The sequence below is a fragment of the Ensifer adhaerens genome, assembly GCF_000697965.2.
Taxonomy (GTDB): Bacteria; Pseudomonadota; Alphaproteobacteria; order Rhizobiales; family Rhizobiaceae; genus Ensifer; species Ensifer adhaerens.
The window spans coordinates 866,691-884,669 of sequence record NZ_CP015880.1 but is presented as its reverse complement, the minus strand read 5'-3'; the positions used below and the strand labels follow the sequence as shown (position 1 = coordinate 884,669).

General features: G+C 63.5%; 21 protein-coding genes. 11 read left to right on the top strand and 10 right to left on the bottom strand.

Annotated features, from left to right (window positions below; translation table 11 throughout):
• Positions 1-5: 5 nt before the first annotated feature.
• Both FA04_RS04185 and cysS read right to left on the bottom strand, forming a co-directional pair.
• Positions 6-389 carry a VOC family protein gene (locus tag FA04_RS04185; RefSeq protein WP_034804024.1) on the bottom strand — a complete coding sequence of 128 codons (384 nt, stop codon included), beginning with the start codon at positions 387-389 and terminating at the stop codon, positions 6-8.
• A 102-nt stretch (positions 390-491) separates the two neighbouring features.
• On the bottom strand, positions 492-1,883 hold the full coding sequence (gene cysS / locus FA04_RS04180; protein WP_034804027.1) for a cysteine--tRNA ligase: 1,392 nt from the start codon (positions 1,881-1,883) through the stop codon (positions 492-494).
• A gap of 414 nt (positions 1,884-2,297) precedes the next feature.
• Between cysS and FA04_RS35560 the strand changes: the two genes are divergently transcribed.
• Positions 2,298-2,441, top strand: a complete 144-nt coding sequence (locus FA04_RS35560; protein ID WP_164475065.1) for a hypothetical protein — start codon at positions 2,298-2,300, stop codon at positions 2,439-2,441.
• Between the two features lie 20 nt (positions 2,442-2,461).
• On the opposite strand, the gene FA04_RS04175 is transcribed toward FA04_RS35560, so the two are convergent.
• On the bottom strand, positions 2,462-3,241 hold the full coding sequence (locus FA04_RS04175) for an SOS response-associated peptidase (protein ID WP_034804304.1): 780 nt from the start codon (positions 3,239-3,241) through the stop codon (positions 2,462-2,464).
• Positions 3,242-3,299: 58 nt separating this feature from the next.
• Between FA04_RS04175 and FA04_RS04170 the strand changes: the two genes are divergently transcribed.
• From FA04_RS04170 to FA04_RS04130, 9 genes are all read left to right on the top strand, one after another.
• Positions 3,300-3,773: an NUDIX hydrolase gene (locus tag FA04_RS04170; RefSeq protein ID WP_051659666.1), complete on the top strand. Its 474-nt coding sequence runs from the start codon at positions 3,300-3,302 to the stop codon at positions 3,771-3,773.
• Complete coding sequence (locus FA04_RS04165; protein ID WP_034804029.1) at positions 3,770-4,222, top strand: TIGR02301 family protein; 453 nt, start codon at positions 3,770-3,772, stop codon at positions 4,220-4,222. Before FA04_RS04170 ends, FA04_RS04165 begins: the two co-directional genes overlap by 4 nt.
• A 158-nt stretch (positions 4,223-4,380) precedes the next feature.
• Positions 4,381-4,650, top strand: coding sequence for a hypothetical protein (locus tag FA04_RS04160; RefSeq protein ID WP_089043914.1), 270 nt, complete (start codon positions 4,381-4,383; stop codon positions 4,648-4,650).
• 15 nt (positions 4,651-4,665) lie between these two features.
• The gene (locus FA04_RS04155; protein WP_034804030.1) at positions 4,666-5,460 is read left to right on the top strand and encodes a hypothetical protein; all 795 of its coding nucleotides are present in this window, start codon (positions 4,666-4,668) and stop codon (positions 5,458-5,460) included.
• 155 nt (positions 5,461-5,615) lie between these two features.
• On the top strand, positions 5,616-6,464 hold the full coding sequence (ygfZ, locus tag FA04_RS04150; RefSeq protein WP_034804031.1) for a CAF17-like 4Fe-4S cluster assembly/insertion protein YgfZ: 849 nt from the start codon (positions 5,616-5,618) through the stop codon (positions 6,462-6,464).
• Complete coding sequence (locus FA04_RS04145; RefSeq protein ID WP_034804032.1) at positions 6,461-7,069, top strand: YfbR-like 5'-deoxynucleotidase; 609 nt, start codon at positions 6,461-6,463, stop codon at positions 7,067-7,069. The genes ygfZ and FA04_RS04145 overlap by 4 nt, the downstream gene beginning before the upstream one ends.
• Position 7,070: 1 nt before the next feature.
• Entirely contained in the window at positions 7,071-7,610 is a 540-nt protein-coding gene (locus FA04_RS04140) for a tyrosine phosphatase family protein (protein ID WP_034804033.1), read from the top strand.
• Positions 7,558-8,580: an NUDIX hydrolase gene (locus FA04_RS04135; protein WP_034804035.1), complete on the top strand. Its 1,023-nt coding sequence runs from the start codon at positions 7,558-7,560 to the stop codon at positions 8,578-8,580. Before FA04_RS04140 ends, FA04_RS04135 begins: the two co-directional genes overlap by 53 nt.
• Before the next feature lie 155 nt (positions 8,581-8,735).
• On the top strand, positions 8,736-8,981 hold the full coding sequence (locus FA04_RS04130) for a hypothetical protein (protein ID WP_077961811.1): 246 nt from the start codon (positions 8,736-8,738) through the stop codon (positions 8,979-8,981).
• A 132-nt stretch (positions 8,982-9,113) separates the two neighbouring features.
• On the opposite strand, the gene nadC is transcribed toward FA04_RS04130, so the two are convergent.
• The 5 genes from nadC to FA04_RS04105 all read right to left on the bottom strand — a co-directional run bounded on the left by nadC (position 9,114) and on the right by FA04_RS04105 (position 15,182).
• Positions 9,114-10,022, bottom strand: a complete 909-nt coding sequence (gene nadC, locus FA04_RS04125; protein WP_034804039.1) for a carboxylating nicotinate-nucleotide diphosphorylase — start codon at positions 10,020-10,022, stop codon at positions 9,114-9,116.
• A gap of 49 nt (positions 10,023-10,071) precedes the next feature.
• A complete protein-coding gene (locus tag FA04_RS04120) occupies positions 10,072-11,670 on the bottom strand; it encodes an L-aspartate oxidase (protein ID WP_034804041.1) in 1,599 nt (532 codons plus the stop codon).
• Between the two features lie 55 nt (positions 11,671-11,725).
• Complete coding sequence (nadA, locus tag FA04_RS04115) at positions 11,726-12,805, bottom strand: quinolinate synthase NadA (protein WP_034804309.1); 1,080 nt, start codon at positions 12,803-12,805, stop codon at positions 11,726-11,728.
• 173 nt (positions 12,806-12,978) lie between these two features.
• Positions 12,979-14,217 carry an MFS transporter gene (locus FA04_RS04110; protein WP_034804045.1) on the bottom strand — a complete coding sequence of 413 codons (1,239 nt, stop codon included), beginning with the start codon at positions 14,215-14,217 and terminating at the stop codon, positions 12,979-12,981.
• Positions 14,218-14,315: 98 nt separating this feature from the next.
• Positions 14,316-15,182: a helix-turn-helix domain-containing protein gene (locus tag FA04_RS04105; protein ID WP_034804048.1), complete on the bottom strand. Its 867-nt coding sequence runs from the start codon at positions 15,180-15,182 to the stop codon at positions 14,316-14,318.
• A gap of 127 nt (positions 15,183-15,309) precedes the next feature.
• Between FA04_RS04105 and FA04_RS04100 the strand changes: the two genes are divergently transcribed.
• Entirely contained in the window at positions 15,310-16,242 is a 933-nt protein-coding gene (locus FA04_RS04100) for a phytanoyl-CoA dioxygenase family protein (protein WP_034804051.1), read from the top strand.
• Between the two features lie 46 nt (positions 16,243-16,288).
• Here the strand turns inward: FA04_RS04100 and FA04_RS04095 are convergent, their stop codons facing one another.
• Together FA04_RS04095 and FA04_RS04090 are read right to left on the bottom strand one after the other, a co-directional pair.
• A complete protein-coding gene (locus FA04_RS04095; protein ID WP_034804054.1) occupies positions 16,289-17,140 on the bottom strand; it encodes an MOSC domain-containing protein in 852 nt (283 codons plus the stop codon).
• A gap of 180 nt (positions 17,141-17,320) precedes the next feature.
• Complete coding sequence (locus FA04_RS04090) at positions 17,321-17,977, bottom strand: HD domain-containing protein (protein WP_034804057.1); 657 nt, start codon at positions 17,975-17,977, stop codon at positions 17,321-17,323.
• Between the last annotated feature and the right edge of the window lie 2 nt (positions 17,978-17,979).

Genomic DNA, 17,979 nt, shown 5'->3' with positions numbered 1-17,979 from the left:
CCTCCTTAGCCCGGCGCGTGGCAGACGGCTTCGATATTGTTGCCGTCGGGATCGAATACGAAGGCCCCGTAATAGTCCGGGTGGTAGTGCGGTCTCAGCCCCGGCTTGCCGTTGTCACGTCCGCCGGCGGCAATCGCCGCTTCATAGAAGGCATCGACCTCGGCGCGGCTGCGCGCCGAAAAGGCGTAGTGGCGGCCCGGGCCTGCCTCGGCCGTTTCATGCAGCCAGAAAACCGGCCGCTCGCGGCCATAACCGCCAACCTTCACGCCGCCGGTGTGCTCCAACGGCACCATCATCAGCAAGGAGGCGCCAAGCGGAGCAAAGGCCTTGTCATAGAACGACTGCGCCCGGTCGAAATCCGCGACGGGAATGCCCGTATGGTCGATCATCGCACGAACTCCTCTTTCATGCATGCGCTTCGCTTTTCGCTGCCCTTTCAGATGCCCTGTCCGATCGCTCTGATCGGACAGGGCTCTGGGGGCGGCCCACCGTCACCGTTTGATATCCCAGGTCGTCACCCGCTCGCCGGTTGCCGGATCCTTGCCGTCCTTCAGCTGAACACCGCGCGCCAGCAGATCATCGCGGATCTTGTCGGCTTCCGCGAAGTTCTTCGCCTTCAGCAGTTCCAGACGGGCCCGCACGCGGCTGTCGATGTCGCGGACCAGCCCCTCGTCGAGTTCGACCGCCTGCGGCACCACGCCGATCAGCGCAGCACTTGCGGCGAAGGTGCCGAGCAGTTTCGAATCGGTCGCCGCCTTCTGGGCAAGCGCATGGACCGCCTGGACGGCTGCGACCGTGTTGAGGTCGTCGGCAAGTGCGGCGACCACGGCCGGGTCGGCCTCACCCGTGGCGTCACCCGGCACCGGCCACTTGGAGAGCAGATGCTCTGCCTCTTCCAGCCGCTTCACCGAAAAATCGATCGGCTCGCGATAGTGCGTCATCAGCATCGCGAGCCTCAGCACGTCGCCCGGCCACTGGCGGCCGGCGAACTTTTCCGTGTGCAGCAGTTCGTAGATGGTGACGAAGTTGCCTTCGGACTTCGACATCTTGCGGCCTTCGACCTGCAGGAAGCCGTTGTGCATCCAGACATTCGCCATCACCTCGGTGCCATGGGCGCAACGGGATTGGGCAATCTCGTTTTCGTGGTGCGGGAAGATGAGATCCAGCCCGCCGCCGTGGATGTCGAAGACCTCGCCGAGATAGCGGCTGCTCATGGCCGAGCACTCGATGTGCCAGCCGGGACGGCCCCTGCCCCACGGGCTTTCCCAGCCCGGTTCGTTGTCGCCGGAGAGCTTCCACAGCACGAAATCGCCGGGGCTTTTCTTATGCGCCTCGACGGCGACGCGGGCGCCGGCCTGCTGTTCGTCGAGGTTGCGCTTCGAGAGCTGACCGTAATCGGCCATCGACTTGGTATCGAACAGCACCTCGCCGCCCGCCTGGTAGGCGTGGCCCTTGGCGATGAGCTTTTCGATGATGTCGATCATCTGGGCGATGTTGTCGGTCGCCCGCGGCTGGACATCAGGATCGAGGCAGCCGAGCGCCCTGGCATCGTCGAGAAACTGCGTTTCGGTCTTCTCCGTCACCCGGCGGATCGCGTCGTTGAGCGGCAGGGTCGGATAGTCCCGCAGCGCCCGCGCGTTGATCTTGTCGTCGACGTCGGTGATGTTGCGCGCATAGGTGACGTGATCCGCGCCATAGACATGGCGCAGCAGCCGGAACAGGACATCGAAGACGATGACCGGCCGGGCATTGCCGATATGGGCATAGTCATAGACCGTCGGGCCGCAGACATACATGCGAACGTTGTCGGGATCGATCGGCTTGAACTCGATCTTCTCCCGCGTCAGCGTGTTGTACAGCTTCAGTGTCGGCGTTCCGCCCATTGCCATTCTCCAAGATGCATACGACCGTAAAATACCGCGCCCGGGAGGCCCGCGCGTTTGTCATCTTGGATTTTAGGAGACGAAAACGGCCAGGCCAGCGGAGCGCTAGCGAATAATGTTCCGGCAGATAATGCAGATAACCGTTTTCATGGCCTCACTTATCGCGCGTCACCCGATTTCGGTCAAGAGGTCAGCCGCGTGCAAGCACAGCCGACTATCGAAAGGATTCCGCGGTCATGGATTTGTCATGATTAGGCTTATCTGAGATCGCCATGCGGAAAACAGATTCGCGGTGTAGTTGGTAGCACACCACGAAATCCTGTCTCCGGAGAGCGAGGAGGAGCGTCGCTTTCGTGAAGACGTGCGAAAGCGGCAGTGTATCCGGTTCGGGAAAGCATCAAGGAGTGAGTGCAAGTGAAAGCCGCAAAGACCAAAGACATCACCAAATCCGCCAACCTCGTCGAACAGTATCGCCCGCTCGGCCTGAAGGCCGTACTTGCCGCAGCGTTGCAGGTGAAGGCGAAGCCGGCTGGCAAGCTGACCAAGCGGCCAGCCTGACGGTTCCGACGCTCTTTTCCTTAAAAGAGAGACATCTGCCCGCCATCGGGCTCGGTCGGCTCGTCCTTGCCCTTTAGCTGGGCATTCGCAACCGACCTGGGCGTGACGGCATCCTGGATTTCGGGACCGGTGTTGACGACCTTGTTGACCTTGTCCGAGACAGGGATCGCCTCGAAGTAGTCCTCCGCGACGGGGCCGAAGAGATCGGCAACCTCGCGCGGCTCCTGCGTCTTGCAATCCAGCCAGCGGGCAAAATCCTCGGGCTGGATAACGACCGGCATACGGTCATGGATCTGCCGGATCGAGGCGTTGGCGGCCGTCGTCAGGATGGCCGCTGTGTCGACCTCGGAGCCGTCGGCCGAGGACCAGGTTTCCATCAGCCCGGCGAAAGCGACGATGCCGCCCTTCCGCGGGCGCACCCAATAGGCCTGCGACGGCTCGCGGCTGCCTTTCGGCGGCCGGCGCCATTCGTAAAAACCGGAGGCCGGCACGAGAACACGCCGGTGGCGCATGGCGGCGCGAAACGAGGCCTTGTCGATTGCCGATTCGGCCCGCGCATTGATCAGCAGCGGAAAGTCACGCGGGTCTTTCACCCAGCCCGGCATAAAGCCCCAACGCACGAGCACCGCCTTGCGCTCCGGCAGGTTGCTGCCGGGTGCCGCGCACTCGCCGGCCACGACAACCATGATCGGCTGGGTTGGCGCGATATTGAAGCGCGCCGGAAAGTCGTCGCTTTCCAGCAGGCTGAACAATTCCATCATTTCGTCGGGGGTCGCCGTCAGCGCAAAACGTCCGCACATGACATCGATGTGGCACTTCACGTAGGATGGGTCAACGCTACCGAGACGATTTGATTCCCTGATGCCGACCAAGCCCGAACTTGCTTCCTCCGTCATTCTAGAACGCGACGGCCGCTATCTGCTCGTTCGCCGGGCCAACCCACCGTCGGCCGACATGTACGCCTTTCCGGGCGGCCGTGCCGAGCCCGGCGAGACGCCGGCGGAGACAGCGCTTCGCGAATTGTTCGAAGAAACCGGCATCAAGGCGCGCGATCCGGTGCTGTTTGAAATCTACGATCTGCCAGGCAAGGAGTCCGAAGGGCGGCACTTCCTGCTTTCGGTGTTCCGGGCCGAGGCGGATGCCGACGCGGTTGCCATCGCCAGCGACGACGCGGCAGGGCTCGGCTGGTTCACGCCTGAAGAGATCTTCACCCTGCCGATCCCCGACAGCGTGCGCGAATGTGTGGAAAGACTCTCCGGCACCGGCGCGAACGCCGCGACATCCGGCGACGGCCTTGAAACCGCCGCCAATTCGGGCTTGATGAAATCATGATCCCTGTCCCGATCCTCGCAAGGCTTACGCTCGCCGGCATCGCCTTGACGGTCGCCACTGGCGCGGCGGCGCAAAAAACACCGACGAAAGAGGCGGCCAAGACCGAGACCGCAGCCCCTGCCCCGGCCGCCGTGGAAGAAAAGCCGACGCCCTATGACCAGCGGCTGATTCGGCTCTCCGAGATCCTCGGCTCCGTGCACTACCTCAGGAATCTCTGCGTCAAGGAACCGGAAGACGTCTGGCGCCGCTCGATGCAGGATCTGATCGACAAGGAAACCGCCACTGAAGTCAAACGACGCGAGCGGATGACTGCCGCCTTCAACCGCGGGTACCGCACCTTCGCATCGGTCTATACGAACTGCACAGGCCCTGCGATCGTCGCCGAACAGCGATATCGTGCCGAAGGGGCAACACTTGCGTCAGAAATCGTCGCCCGCTTTGGAAATTAGCAATAAATTAACCTCTTTTCTCACGACCCCGTGTCGTTTCGGGAAAAGGCTGCTAAGTTCGTTAAGAGAGTGGTAAGAAGTGGCGAGTCCGTCACGGTCGTTCAGTCGGAGTTCAGCCGAACGGCCATAATATGAACCGCTTGCACAATGGAAGTCGCATGGAACGAATGATGGAACCAAGCCTGACCGACATCGATGACATGATCGTCCACGAGAAGATGCAGGCTGCGCTGGAACACCAGAGCGAGGCCTGGGCGGACGGAATGGCCGACGGTATCGAGCCGGAAATCATCGCCGATGCGGCCATTGCTCTTGCCATGCGGGAAACCGTTCGGCTTCATGGCGAAGACGGCGCCGAGGCAATGCTCAATTCGCTTCGCGAGCGCGTGCTCGCCGGCGAATTCTCGCCCCAGCGCACGATTCAGTAATATCAGGACTGCCCGATGCATCGGAATCTTGCAAACCGGACCCTTCCGGTTCGCCTCGCCACACTGCTGTTGGCCGGTGTCGCCTTGACCACCCCGGCAGCGGTTTCCCCCGCCTTCGCTCTCAGCGAATTGCAGGGCGCGCCGCAACCCGTTCCGGCCGAGCAACAGCCTGCCGCCGGCGACCAGAAGGCGACGCCGCCTGCCGCCGAACCCGTTGCCGAAGAGCCGGATGAGGAAGAGACGCTTCCGCTCGAAATCCCGATGCCCGACCCGCTGATCAACAAGTCGGCGACAGCCACCAAGGAAGATGCTCCCGAAGCTGAAGAGCCGGAGCCGACCGGGCCTGTCGAAGTCCTGACCGACGTTTCCAAGATTCCGGCGCCGGTCGCCCGCATGCGCGAGCTGATCGTCGAGGCGGCGGCTTCCGGCGACATCGAGCGGTTGCGCCCATTGCTCGGCAAGGGCCCGAACCAGACCCAGGTCACCGGCGTCACCGGCGACGAAGACCCGGTGTCGATCCTGAAGAGCCTTTCGGGCGACCAGGAAGGCGTCGAAATTCTCGCGATCCTGCTCGACGTGCTGTCGACCGGCTTCGTGCTGGTAGACAAGGGCACGCCGCAGGAGGCCTATGTCTGGCCTTATTTTGCGGAAAAGAAGCTTTCGACGCTGACGGCACCGGAAAAGGTCGACCTGTTCCGCCTGGTCACCGCCGGCGATTTTGCCGACATGGAAGAATTCGGCAGTTACAACTTCTATCGCGTCGGCATCATGCCGGACGGCAAGTGGAAATTCTTCATCGCCGGCGACTGAGCGCCGGCGACCTGCTTGCCGATGACAGCCGAACATCCTACCTCTTCGCCAAGAGATCGCCGGTGAGACCGGGGCCTGAGTCGGCCACGGCTACCAGGTGATCGTTTGCTAGGTTAGCGCGGGAGCCTCCCCTCCCGTCGAACAGGATTCGAACGATGCCCAGAGTTCGCCTCGACGATCGTGCGATCGTCTCCATTTCCGGCAAGGACGCCGAAGATCTTCTTCAGGGACTGATCACCACCGACCTCGACGCGCTTGCACCCGACGAGGCGCGTCCTGGCGCGCTTCTGACGCCACAGGGCAAGATCCTGTTCGAGTTCCTGATCTCCCGCGACGGCGATGGCCTGCGGCTGGAAACGGCAAGCGACCAGGCCGAAGCGCTGCTGAAGCGCATGACGATGTACAAGCTTCGCTCGGCAGTCGAGCTTTCGATCAGGACTTCCGACGCCGTCACCGTGATATTCGACGAAGCAGAACCGACGGGTGCCTATCGGGACCACCGTTTCGAGAAGGCGGGCGTTGCGCTCTTTCGCGCCTATGGGGAAGCCACCGGCGACACGGCCGGCGCAGAAGACCTCGAACGGCTGCGGATCGCGGCGGGCATTGCGAATGCCGGTGCCGATTATGCGGTGCAGGACGCATTCCCCCATGACGTGCTCCTGGACAAAAACGGCGGCCTCTCCTTCAAGAAGGGCTGCTACGTCGGTCAGGAAGTGGTGTCGCGCATGCAGCACCGCAGCACGCCGCGCCGCCGGGTCGTGATCGTTTCGGCGGACGCCGCCCTTCCTCCCACGGGAACGACGATTACGGCGAACGACAAGGCGATCGGCGCGCTGGGCACGGTGCAGGGCAAGTCGGCGCTCGCGATCGTGCGCATCGACAAGGCCGGTGAAGCCATGGCGAATGGGATCCCGCTGCTCGCCGGCGACGTGCCGGTGACAATGGTTCTGCCCGAATGGACCGGCCTCACCTTCCCGACCAGCACGGACGAGGCAAGCGCGTGACGGCGGCCCGCGCCTGGCAGCGCATGCTTTCCGGCCGAAGGCTGGACCTGCTCGATCCCTCGCCGCTCGATGTCGAGATCGGCGACATCGCCCATGGCCTCGCCCGTGTTGCCCGGTGGAACGGCCAGACCGCCGGCGATCATGCCTTCTCTGTCGCCCAGCACAGCCTGATGGTCGAAGATATTTTTCGCCGCAGCAACAAGTGCAGCACCGACGATTGCCTGCTGGCGCTTTTGCACGACGCGCCGGAATATGTGATCGGCGACATGATCTCGCCGTTCAAGGCGGTGGTCGGCGGCGGCTACAAATCGGTCGAGAAGCGGCTGGAAAGCGCCATCCACCTTCGTTTCGGCCTGCCGCCGCATTGCTCCAAGGAATTGAAGGACCGCATCAAGAAGGCCGATCATGTCGCGGCCTATTTCGAAGCAACGGTGCTTGCCGGCTTCTCCGTCGAAGAGGCGCGCAAGTTCTTCGGCCAGCCGCGCGGCATCACCCGCGAGACGCTGCTGATCGATCCCTTGCCGGCGGTCGAGGCGCAGCGCCTGTTCACCGAACGGTTCCTCACGCTGGAAGCGCAGCGCGTGCCCGCGCGCGCGGAAATCTGACATGCCCGGCATCATCGTTTCTCCGCTTTCCCGCATTGCCGAAATGGCCGTCCGCCATGGCTGCACCGAGATGATCAGCCTCGTCGCCAAGGGCCAGGATTTCCATCGCCCCGGCGTCATCGCCAAGGCGCGACATCTGACGCTCGGCATGAACGACATCACCTTTGCCGGCACCGGCGACCTCATTGCGCCGCAGGAAGACCATGTCCGGCAGATCGTCGCCTTTGCGCGCGAATGGGACCGTGCACGGCCGCTCCTCGTTCATTGCTGGATGGGCGTCTCCCGTTCGCCGGCAGCCGCCCTCATCGCCGCGCTCGCGGCCGAGCCGGACCAGGACGACGCGGAGCTGGTGCAGCGGCTGCGCCGCGCCTCGCCCTATGCGACCCCCAACAGCCGGCTCGTCGAGATTGGCGACGGCGTGCTTGCGCGCAATGGAAGGCTGATCGCCGCCGTTCGCGCGATCGGTCGCGGCGCGGATGCCGACGGCAATGCGCCGTTCCTTCTGCCGCTTGCTTCCGAAGGAGCAGCCGTTGCCGATTGAGACGCAGCCGACAACGGTCGAGATCGGCCTCAATGCGGCGATCGTCGCCGTCGTCAACCGCAGCCCGCGCATCCTCGCCGTCAGCGAAAGTGACGGCGATGCGCGTGACAGCCTGCCCTTCGGCCCCTTCGATCCGGCGCTCCACCGGACCTTTGAGACGAGCCTGCGCGATCGCGTCGAAAAGCGTACGGCGCTGAAGCTCGGCTATATCGAACAGCTTTACACCTTCGGCGATCGCGGCCGTCAGCGGCTGCCGGGCGAAGAAGGCAAGCACATGGTCTCGGTCGGCTATCTGGCCCTGACGAGAACCGATGCCGAAAACACCGAGCGGCTGGCCGAAGCCGGCGCGCATTGGCGCGACTGGTACGGCTACCTGCCCTGGGAGGACTGGCGGCAGGGTCGCCCGGCGGTGCTGGACCAGGCGCTCCTGCCGGCACTTGCCCGCTGGGAAACAGGTGTGTCCGGTGACGACCGAGCCGCCCGGATTGCCGGGCGCCGGGCGCGCATTCGCCTGGCCTTCGGCCTCGGCGATTTTCCCTGGGACGAGGAACGCGTGCTGGAGCGCTATGAGCTCCTTTACGAGGCAGGGCTCGTGCCCGAGGCGGCCATCGACGGCCACGGTAATGGCAACGACGTTCTGACCGCCGGGCTGGCGATGCGCCATGACCATCGCCGCATCGTCGCCACGGCAATGGCGAGGCTGCGCGGCAAGATCAAGTACCGGCCGGTCGTCTTCGAACTGATGCCGCCCGAGTTCACGCTGACCGATCTGCAGGCAACCGTCGAAGCGATCTCCGGGCGCCACCTGCACAAGCAGAACTTCCGCCGCCTGGTCGAAGGGGCCGAACTGGTGGAGCCGACGGGGATGACGCTGTCTTCCACCGGTGGGCGGCCGGCCGCCCTCTTCCGCTTCCGCCGCCAGATCCTCGACGAGCGCCCTGCCCCGGGGCTCAAGGTCGGTGGGCGATGAGGGCAGTACCGCCCACCAAACGGTGGATCGGCACCTAAAAACATCCGACAGAACGCCCTACATGTGCGGGGATGATGCTATAATCGGTGCAGTGGGACGCGACCGAACTTTCGCTGCCCGCAAACCATGCGGCGTTTACGACCGAGGTGACAACCATGCTGCTCGTCCTGACCCTGCTTACGTCGCTGCTCGGCACCTCGCCCCAATCGGGAACCGACGAAAAGCCGAAGATGCCCGACTACTTCAAGAACCAACAGGGCGGCGGCATGCAGCCGCAGACAACCATTTGCAATCTCAACAGCCAGGACCTGAACGGGCAGTTCCGGACCTGCCGCTACGACTGCGGCACGCAGATCACCGTCGGCGAACGTTTCTCCTGCCCGTTCATCATGCAGCGTTGACGTTCAAAACCTCGGTTAGCTTCTGAAAAGACGCAACTCCGGACGGAAAACCGCTTCGCACTTTTCCTGGCGTTGGCCTCTTTTGGGCGCAACTCCGGACGGAAAACCGCTTCGCACTTTTCCTGGAGTTGCTTACCTTTCGATCACCACATCAAGGCCGATGTCGAGCGTCGGGGCGGCCATGGTGATCTTCGAGGTCGAGATGTAATCGACGCCGCTCTCGGCGATTGCCCGCACCGTATCGATCTTGACGTTGCCTGAAGCCTCCAACCGCGTCCGACGGGCATCGACCGCATAGGCGTCGGCGGAGAGCTGCCAAAACGCGCGGTTGACCGCAACGGCCTCGCGGAGCAAGTCCGGCCCCATGTTGTCGAGCAGGATGACGTCGGGTTGGGCCGTCAGCGCCTCGCGCATCTGATCGAGGCCATCGACCTCGATCTCGATCTTGACGAGATGGCCGCAATAGGCACGCGCCGCATGGACGGCGCTGGCGACGCCGCCGGATACGGCAATGTGGTTGTCCTTGATCAGCACGGCATCGTCCAGGCCGTAGCGATGATTGGAGCCACCGCCCAGACGCACCGCGTATTTTTCCAGCGCCCGCAGCCCAGGAATGGTCTTGCGGGTGCAGCAGACCTTCGCACGCGTGTGGGCGATCTCGTCGGCGAATTTCGCCGTATAGCTTGCGATGCCCGAAAGGTGCATCAGGAAGTTCAGGCCGACACGTTCGGCCGACAGCAGCCCGCGGGCGCGACCGGAGATCCGGGCGATCGCCGTGCCCGGCGCGACCCGGTCACCATCCGCCACCAATGCCTCGAAGTGGATCGACGGATCGACCAGACGGAAGGCGGCACGCGCAAGCTCCAGCCCGGCAACAACACCCGCATCGCGCACGTTCATGCCGGCCTTTGCGGTCAGCTCCGGCCCGATGGTCGAGAGCGTGGTAATGTCGCCGGCGCGGCCGAGATCCTCGTTAAGTGCGGCACGCACCTGGTCCTCGATCATCAGTGCGGGAAGTTCGGGGCGGAGGGCTGCGGTCATCTGCTTTTTCGTCCTTGAGTGTCGGTCCATGCAAGCGGCGCGCGTGAAATCACGCCGCTTCCGTCTCCGCCAGTTCGCTCGCCAGGCGGTTGGCGTCGGCGAGCGTCAGATAGGTGCGGCGGCGCCATTCCGGCTGTTCCTGTGGGCAATCGGCGCGGAAGTGACCGCCGCGGCTTTCCGTGCGCCGCAGCGCGCCGACGGCGATCAACTTGGCCGTGGTAATAATGTTGGTGAAGCGCATGCGGGTGTTGTCGCGCTCGAGCTGTGCGATCTCGCGGATCGCCTTTACCAGGCTCTCGCGGGTTCGGATCACGCCGACGCAATCGCTCATCACCTGGCGCAGGATCTTCAGTTGCGGGCTGTCCTCGACCGTCACCGGATCGTCGTTCTCGCCGGCATTGTCGCCCCATTCGGTAAGCTGCGGCGTCGGCAGCGTGCCCTTGATGTTTTCGGCGATGCGGGCGGCAAAGACGACGGCTTCGAGCAGCGAGTTGGAGGCGAGCCGGTTGGCGCCGTGCACGCCGGTGGAGGTCACTTCTCCAGCAGCCCAGAGACCATCGATCGAGGTGCGACCTTCGGCATCGGTGAGCACGCCACCCATGTGATAGTGAACCGCCGGCACGACCGGGATGGCTTGCGTCACCGGATCGATGCCGGCCGCCATGCAAGAGGCATAGACCGTCGGGAACATCTCGGGGAAATGCTTGCCCACAGCCTTGGTGCAATCGAGGAACGCGCCGCGGCCGGCCTGGACCTCGGCAAAGACACCACGCGAAACGATGTCGCGCGGCGCAAGCTCGCCGTCCGGGTGGATATCGAGCATGAAGCGATGGCCGGCGGCGTTCAGAAGCTGGGCGCCATCACCGCGCAGCGCCTCGGTCGCGAGCGGCGCCGGATCCTTGCCGATGTTGATCGCCGTCGGGTGGAACTGCACGAATTCCGGATCGGCGATGATCGCGCCGGCGCGGGCGGCCATGCCGAGCCCCTGCCCGCACGCTTCCCACGGGTTGGTCGTGACAGCATAGAGATGACCGATTCCACCGGAGCAGAGCACGACGGCACGGGCCGGGAAGGCCACACGCTTCTTCGACTGGCCGGCATCGGGCCGGGCGATGACGCCGGAGATGAATCGGCCTTCGCGCACGAGTTCCTCGACTACATAGCCTTCGATCACGCGGATCGACGGCGTCCGGCGGACGGCGGCTATCAGCGCTTCCATGATCGCCTTGCCGGCCATGTCGCCCTTGACGCGGACGATGCGTCGCTCGGAATGGGCCGCCTCACGCGAGAGCAGCAGCTTGCCTTCGAGATCGCGGTCGAAGGGCACGCCATATTCGAGCAGATCGTGAATGCGCGCCGGGCCTTCGGCCACCATCATGCGCGTCATCTTCTCGTCGACGATGCCGGCACCGGCGGCCAACGTGTCGGCGACATGTTTCTCGAAGGTGTCGCCGGGGCTCATCGCAGCGGCGATGCCGCCTTGAGCCCAGGCCGACGAGGCGCCGTGGCCGATCGGGGCTGCGGCAAGGATCGTCACCGGTCTCGGGCTCAGCTTCAGCGCGCAGAAGAGGCCGGCCAAGCCACCACCGACGATGACGATATCGTCAATCCCGTTGAAGGATTGCGGGCGGAAATGGTCGGTCAGCATGATTCATTCTCCTCCAATGCGCATGCCTGCATCCGGTATGACCCGGCGGAAATTGTTACTGCTTGAGGTTTACCATGCGCTCGACCGCAAGGCGGGCGCGATCGGCGATATCAGGATCGACGAGAACCTCCTCCGTCATGGTCAGCAGGCTGTCGAGGATCTTCGGCAGCGTGATGCGCTTCATGTGCGGACAGAGGTTGCACGGCTTGACGAACTCGACGCCTTCGATCTCGGCCTGGATGTTCGACGCCATCGAGCACTCGGTGACGAGCAGCACCTTCGACGGGCGGTTGTCCTTGACGTAGTTGATCATGCCGGAGGTCGATCCGGCGAAGTCGCAGACGGCGATCACGTCCGGGTGGCATTCCGGATGACCGATGATCTCGATGCCCGGATTGGCTTCCTTGTAGGCGAGCAACTCGGCGGCCGTGAAGCGCTCGTGCACCTCGCAGTGGCCCTTCCAGGTCAGGATCTTCTTGTTGGTCTGGCGCGCGACGTTCATCGCCAGGTATTCGTCGGGAATGCAGAGAACCGTGTCGGATTCCAGGCTCTCGACGACATCGAGCACGTTCGACGAGGTGCAGCAGATGTCGGTCTCGGCTTTCACGTCGGCAGACGTGTTGACGTAGGTGACGACGGGAACGCCGGGGTAGCGCTGCTTCAGCAGGCGGACATCGGCGCCGGTGATCGATTCCGACAGCGAGCAGCCTGCCTTGGCGTCGGGGATCAGTACGGTCTTTTCCGGACTCAGCAACTTCGACGTTTCGGCCATGAAGTGCACGCCGCACTGGATGATGATTTCCGCATCGACTTTGGCAGCATCGCGCGCGAGCTGCAGCGAGTCGCCGACGATGTCGGCGACACAGTGGAAGATGTCCGGCGTCTGATAGTTATGCGCGAGGATGACCGCGTTACGCTCCTTCTTCAGCCGGTTGATGGCGTGCACATAGGGCGCGTAGACCGGCCACTCGATCGCCGGGATGAAATCCTTGACCTTCTCGTAGAGATGCTCGGTTTCGCGCGCGATCGCCGGCGTAAAGGCAAGCTCGGGCCTTTCGATGATGCCGAAGCGCTCAGCGGCGCTGACAAAAACCGGTTTCGCCACGGCCGCGGTGCGGGGTGCAAGGCGCGTCATCGACATCTCCTCTCCGCCCCTCTTCCTGGGCGGGTTTTCAATTATGCTCAATCTGAGCATAATTGAACCAAAACAAAAGCGGCAAAGCCGCATGGGTTGATTTAGAAAGTTTTGTGACAGAATTCAAGAATAGAAGCGCCGCTTTTCGCGGCGCTTCTGATTTTGGTTCGCGATCAGGCCATCGCCGGCCGTGCCACGCCCTTCTCCTCGATCGGCCAGTGGACGATTGCGGCGAAGACGCCGAGGGCTACACCGAGCCACCACACCGGATCGTAGGAACCGAAGTGGTCGTAGAGGTAGCCGCCCATCCACACACCCAGGAATGAGCCGACCTGGTGCGACAGGAAGACGATGCCGCCGAGCAGGCCGAGGTGGCGCGTACCGAACATGATCGCGACCAGCGCATTGGTCGGCGGCACGGTCGAAAGCCAGAGCAGGCCCATAACGATGGCAAAGACGATGACCGAGGTCGGCGTCTGCGGCAGCAGCAGGAAGGCCGTCACCGCCACCGAGCGCGCGATATAGATCAGCGCCAGGAAATAGGGTTTCGAGTAGCGCTGGGCGATGAAGCCCGCCGACAGAGAGCCGATAATGTTGAAGAAGCCGATGAGTGCCAGCGCGATCACCGCATAGCGCGCGTCGATGCCGATATCGCCGATGTAAGCCGGGAAGTGCGCGGTGATGAAGGCAACCTGGTAGCCGCAAACGAAGAAGCCGGAAACCAGGAGCAGGTAGCTCTTGTGGCCAAGTGCCTCCTTCAGCGCCTCGCCGATCGACTGCTTGAATTGCGCCTCGCTCTGGCGGCCGGAGGACGCGTTGCCGCGCAGCGGGATCGCGAAGAACGGCACGACCAGCATGAGGACGCCGAGATAGACCAGGCTGTCCGACCAGCCATAGGCCGAGATCAGCCCCTGGCTCAGGGGCGCGAACAGGAACATGCCGGCCGAGCCCGCCGCCGTGCAGATGCCGAAGGCGAGCGACCGCTGATGCGGCGTGACGTTGCGGGCAAAGGCGGAGAGCAGGATGCCGAAGGAGCCGGAGCCCACCGCCATGCCGACGAGCACGCCGCCGCCGATGTGCAGCCAGATCGGCGCGTTGGCGAAGGCCATGATGAAGAGACCAGCAGCGTAGAGAAGGCCCGACATGGCGAGCACGCGCCACGTTCCGAACTTGTCCGCAATCGCGCCGAAGAAGGGCTGGCTCAGGCCCCAACAGAGGTTCTGCAATGCCATGGCAAGGCCGAAGGTCGTCCTGTCCCAGCCCGTATCGGCGAGCATCGGCAGCTGGAAGAAGCCCATCGCCGAGCGCGGGCCGAAGGTGAGCATCGCGACGACCGAGCCGGCCGCAATGATCAGCCAGGGCATCTCCTGACGGGCACTGGACGGCGCGGATGCTCCGGAAACAGCGGACATGGAATCTCTCCGATTGATGGAGCGCGATCCTAGGCGGCTGCTAAAACAGATAAAAGCCAATTAAATTGACGCCGCAATCACCGGAATTGATGCCTTGATCAAGCGGCGCTGCGGAACCGGTCGCGAAACGCTCTCGGCGTCATGCCCTTGGCCGCCTTGAACTGGCGATTGAAGTTGGCAAGCGAACGATAGCCGACGGCATCGGCGACATGAGCGATCGAACGCGCCGAACCACTGAGCAGCGCGCAGGCCTCGCCGATCCGCAGGCGCATCAGATATTCCGAGACCGGCATGTTGAGGTGGCGCAGGAACAGGCGATGCAGGCCGGAAAGGCTGAGCGCGGCCAGATCCGCGAGTTCGTCCATCGACGGGTTTTCGGCGTAATGCAGGTGGATATGGTCGAGCACCCGGTCGAGGCGGCCGCGGTCGACCGATCGGCCTGATGGCGTGACGACCCGGCTCGACAGTGGTGTTACCGCCTGCTCGCGCGCCAGGATCGTCAGCATCGACAGGACGTCCGGCAGGCGCTCCTCCGGCGCCAACCGGCGCAACCCTTCGAACAGCGGCCGCACGCGGGTGGCCACTTCCGGCGTGAACTGCAACCCTGGAGCCGAACGCTCGAACATCGCCTTGACGCCGGCGAGTTCGACGAAGCCCTCCTCCAGGCGCTCCACCCATTCCGGATGGAACCAGAGCACCAGCGCCACGTGCGGTTCGGCCTCGTCGACCTTGCCGGCGGAGTGCCAGGTGTGCGGCAGGTTGGAGCCGACCAGCACGAGATCGCCGTCCTCATAGGCACCGATATGGTCTCCGATGAAGCGCTGGCCGCGCGAGTTGAGCGTCAGCGTCAGTTCGAACTCGGGATGATGGTGCCATTGGAACGGGATGGCATCGTCGAGCCGGCGGTCTAGCAAGATTGATGAGGCATTGGTCGGCCTCGAGATCTTCTGCAAAACAGCCTTCATGTTGCACCATTCTCTCCTCAGAAGCCAGAATAGTATCAATGTAAGCAGGCTGCGTGCAACAGCGGCACCGTTGAAAGGGCTAGGTTTTCTCCATCACCAATCAAACCTGCCAGGCGAGGAGATCCACATGCAGCCACTCAGAGACAGTCACCCGACGGCGGCCCATCTCGATATTCAACTGAAGGACATCCGGAAGCGGCTGCCTCTGCGCGTGCTTTCGGAAGCGGACTGGCAGCACTGGATCACCAAGGGCTACGTCATCGTCCGTCAGGCGGTACCGGCGACCAATGTCGAGCGGCTCGTCGAGTTGCTCTGGCGCTTCGACGAAAAGGATCCGGCCGACCCTTCGACCTGGTATGCGCCGCAGCGACGCGAGCACAAGATGAAGGAACTCAACAACACCGGCATGCTGGAGATCTACAATCACCAGTATCTCTGGGACAACCGCCAGGAGCCGCGCATCTACGGCGCCTTCGTCGACATCTGGGACCGCGAAGACCTGTGGGTGACGATCGACCGCGCCAACCTCAACCCACCGAAGAAGGTCAAGGGCAATCCCAACGGCTTCATACATTGGGACGTCGACACCTCAATCCGGCCGCTGCCGATCGGCGTTCAGGGCGTGCTCAGCCTCAAGAAGCAGGACGGCGACGTCGGCGGCTTCCAATGCGTGCCGGAACTGTTCGAAAACTTCGAAAGCTGGGAGAAGACTCAAAGCGCCGACCGCGACCCGATGCACCCCGACATGACCGGTCTTTCGACCGTCAACATCGAGATGGAGGCCGGCGACCTGATGATCTTCAACAGCCTGCTGGCCCACGGCGTGCGGCCCAATCATTCCGATGGCCGCGTGCGCATGGCGCAGTACATTTCGATGCATCCGGCAGAATGGGGCAATGTCGCCGAGCGCGAGGAACGGGTGCACCTGTGGCGCGAGCTCGACCATCCGAAGCGCGACGCCTTTCCCGGCGACCCGCGCGAATGGGAAAAGCACAACGCCTCCCCCGCCAGCCTTTCGGATCTGGGCGCCAAGCTTCTCGGTATCACGCCCTGGGCTTGATACCGAGAAACGCGTGAGATCGTTTCCGTCCGGAATTGCTTCTGAACTAAGCCGAAGCACGCACCTTCATCGGCCAGCGCTCGCCGCGTCGGCCGATGATCTTGACCTCATCGCCGAGCTTCACGGTGCCTTCGCTGCGCGGCACCGCATTCCAGCCGAAGAGCACGCCGGTCACGCGGCGGTCGGCCGACATGCGCTTCTCCGCCAACCCCTGGATCGGATTGCCGCCGATGCGCTCGCCGGTGATCTGGTCCTGGGTCGTCATGATGCAGCGCGAGCAGGGTTTGACGAGATCGAAGCGGATGCCGCCGATCTCGACGCTCTCCCAGAAATCCTCCTCCCAGGCTTCATCGCAGTCGACGAGGATGTTGGTGCGGAACCGTTCCATGCCGACCGGTTCCTGGCCCTTTTCGGCGAGCGTCCGGTTGAGATCGGCAAGCGAACCCGTGGTCGTGATCAGGATCGGAAAGCCATCGGCAAAGCCGACGGGTGCGGCCGCTCCTGCCCATTCGGCGCCGACGAGCCGTTCGGCCGAGGCGTCCATATGGGCGAGCCTGACCGGGCGGCCGAACCATGAAGAGAGAACCTCGTCCGTCGTTTCATCCGACACGGCGGCATCGACCTCGCTGCCCCAAACGACGACGTTCAGACGACGGTCCGGATCGAAGCGGACGGAGATCTCCCGCTCACCCATCCTCAGGTGCACGCCGCCATCGATGTGGCTCGCCTCAACCTGCGCCAATGTCTGCAGTTCGCGCTGGGTGATAAAGCGCCCATCCGGCTGGATCAGCATGAAACGCCGGTCACCCTCGACGCCGTCGAGATTGACCGAGACCGTCTCGCGGGCAATCGCGCGACCGCTCTTCAGCGGATGAATGTTGAGGCCGGTCACCTTCATGGACAGTTCCTTCCATCTTCAAAAACTGATTCAAGCGCCTGACGATCCGATTCACCGGGCGGCTGCAATCCGTTGAAAGGCCTAGATCATTTCTCGGCTTGATGGAAACGGAGAAATGTTCCGGTGCAATCGGCGCGGCACAATCGCTCGCAGAAAAGCGCCCCACGCCCTTCCCGGCAACTAGATTTCATCCAGCATCATGGCGAGTACGTCGCGTAGCCGCTGCTCACGCTCGTGAGCCAGACGGCGGCCGGCCTCGGTCTTGAACCCGTCAGCGAGCCGGAAGAGCTTGGTCTCGAAATGATCGATGGCGAAGGCCTTGTCATCGAGCGCCCGCGCCTCAGCCAACGGATCGAGCGGGTCGTAAAGGCCGCTGCCCATGCGCCCGGCGATGTAGAAGCAGCGGGCAGCGCCGACCATGCCGATCGCATCCAGCCGATCGGCATCCTGAAGGATCTTCGCCTCCAGGGTTTCCGGCGGGATGTTCGCCGAGAAGCTGTGCGTCAGGATGGCGTGCGCCACCGCGGCAATCTCATCCGTGCCCCAACCGAGATCTTTCAGAATGCCCGTCGCCTTTTCGGCCGCCAGTCGTGATGCCTGCGTGCGCAGGGGCGAGTTCTTCTCGACCGAGACGCAGTCATGCAGCAGCACCGCGGCGGCGAGCAAACGCGCCTCACTGCCCTCCTCCGCCTGGATGCGGGCGGCATTCTTCCAGACACGGATCAGATGTGCGGCATCGTGCGAGCCGTCATCGGCGGCGAAGGCATGCGGCAGCAACGCCGCCGCAAGTTCCTCATGCGGCGCGAAGGCGGCCGCGAGTTTCGAAATCTCTGTCATGA

Bases quoted from the DNA above. Each gene is read 5' to 3' on its own strand.
- nadA (WP_034804309.1), bottom strand. From the start codon at position 12,805: ATGACGCGCCTTGCACCCCGCACCGCGGCCGTGGCGAAACCGGTTTTT.
- FA04_RS04120 (WP_034804041.1), bottom strand. From the start codon at position 11,670: ATGCTGACCGACCATTTCCGCCCGCAATCCTTCAACGGGATTGACGAT.
- cysS (WP_034804027.1), bottom strand. From the start codon at position 1,883: ATGGGCGGAACGCCGACACTGAAGCTGTACAACACGCTGACGCGGGAG.
- FA04_RS04185 (WP_034804024.1), bottom strand. From the start codon at position 389: ATGATCGACCATACGGGCATTCCCGTCGCGGATTTCGACCGGGCGCAG.
- FA04_RS04110 (WP_034804045.1), bottom strand. From the start codon at position 14,217: ATGTCCGCTGTTTCCGGAGCATCCGCGCCGTCCAGTGCCCGTCAGGAG.
- FA04_RS04130 (WP_077961811.1), top strand. From the start codon at position 8,736: ATGCTGCTCGTCCTGACCCTGCTTACGTCGCTGCTCGGCACCTCGCCC.
- FA04_RS04140 (WP_034804033.1), top strand. From the start codon at position 7,071: ATGCCCGGCATCATCGTTTCTCCGCTTTCCCGCATTGCCGAAATGGCC.
- FA04_RS04155 (WP_034804030.1), top strand. From the start codon at position 4,666: ATGCATCGGAATCTTGCAAACCGGACCCTTCCGGTTCGCCTCGCCACA.
- FA04_RS04175 (WP_034804304.1), bottom strand. From the start codon at position 3,241: ATGTGCGGACGTTTTGCGCTGACGGCGACCCCCGACGAAATGATGGAA.
- ygfZ (WP_034804031.1), top strand. From the start codon at position 5,616: ATGCCCAGAGTTCGCCTCGACGATCGTGCGATCGTCTCCATTTCCGGC.
- FA04_RS04090 (WP_034804057.1), bottom strand. From the start codon at position 17,977: ATGACAGAGATTTCGAAACTCGCGGCCGCCTTCGCGCCGCATGAGGAA.
- FA04_RS04105 (WP_034804048.1), bottom strand. From the start codon at position 15,182: ATGAAGGCTGTTTTGCAGAAGATCTCGAGGCCGACCAATGCCTCATCA.
- nadC (WP_034804039.1), bottom strand. From the start codon at position 10,022: ATGACCGCAGCCCTCCGCCCCGAACTTCCCGCACTGATGATCGAGGAC.
- FA04_RS04135 (WP_034804035.1), top strand. From the start codon at position 7,558: ATGCGCCGTTCCTTCTGCCGCTTGCTTCCGAAGGAGCAGCCGTTGCCG.
- FA04_RS04165 (WP_034804029.1), top strand. From the start codon at position 3,770: ATGATCCCTGTCCCGATCCTCGCAAGGCTTACGCTCGCCGGCATCGCC.
- FA04_RS04095 (WP_034804054.1), bottom strand. From the start codon at position 17,140: ATGAAGGTGACCGGCCTCAACATTCATCCGCTGAAGAGCGGTCGCGCG.
- FA04_RS04100 (WP_034804051.1), top strand. From the start codon at position 15,310: ATGCAGCCACTCAGAGACAGTCACCCGACGGCGGCCCATCTCGATATT.
- FA04_RS04160 (WP_089043914.1), top strand. From the start codon at position 4,381: ATGGAACGAATGATGGAACCAAGCCTGACCGACATCGATGACATGATC.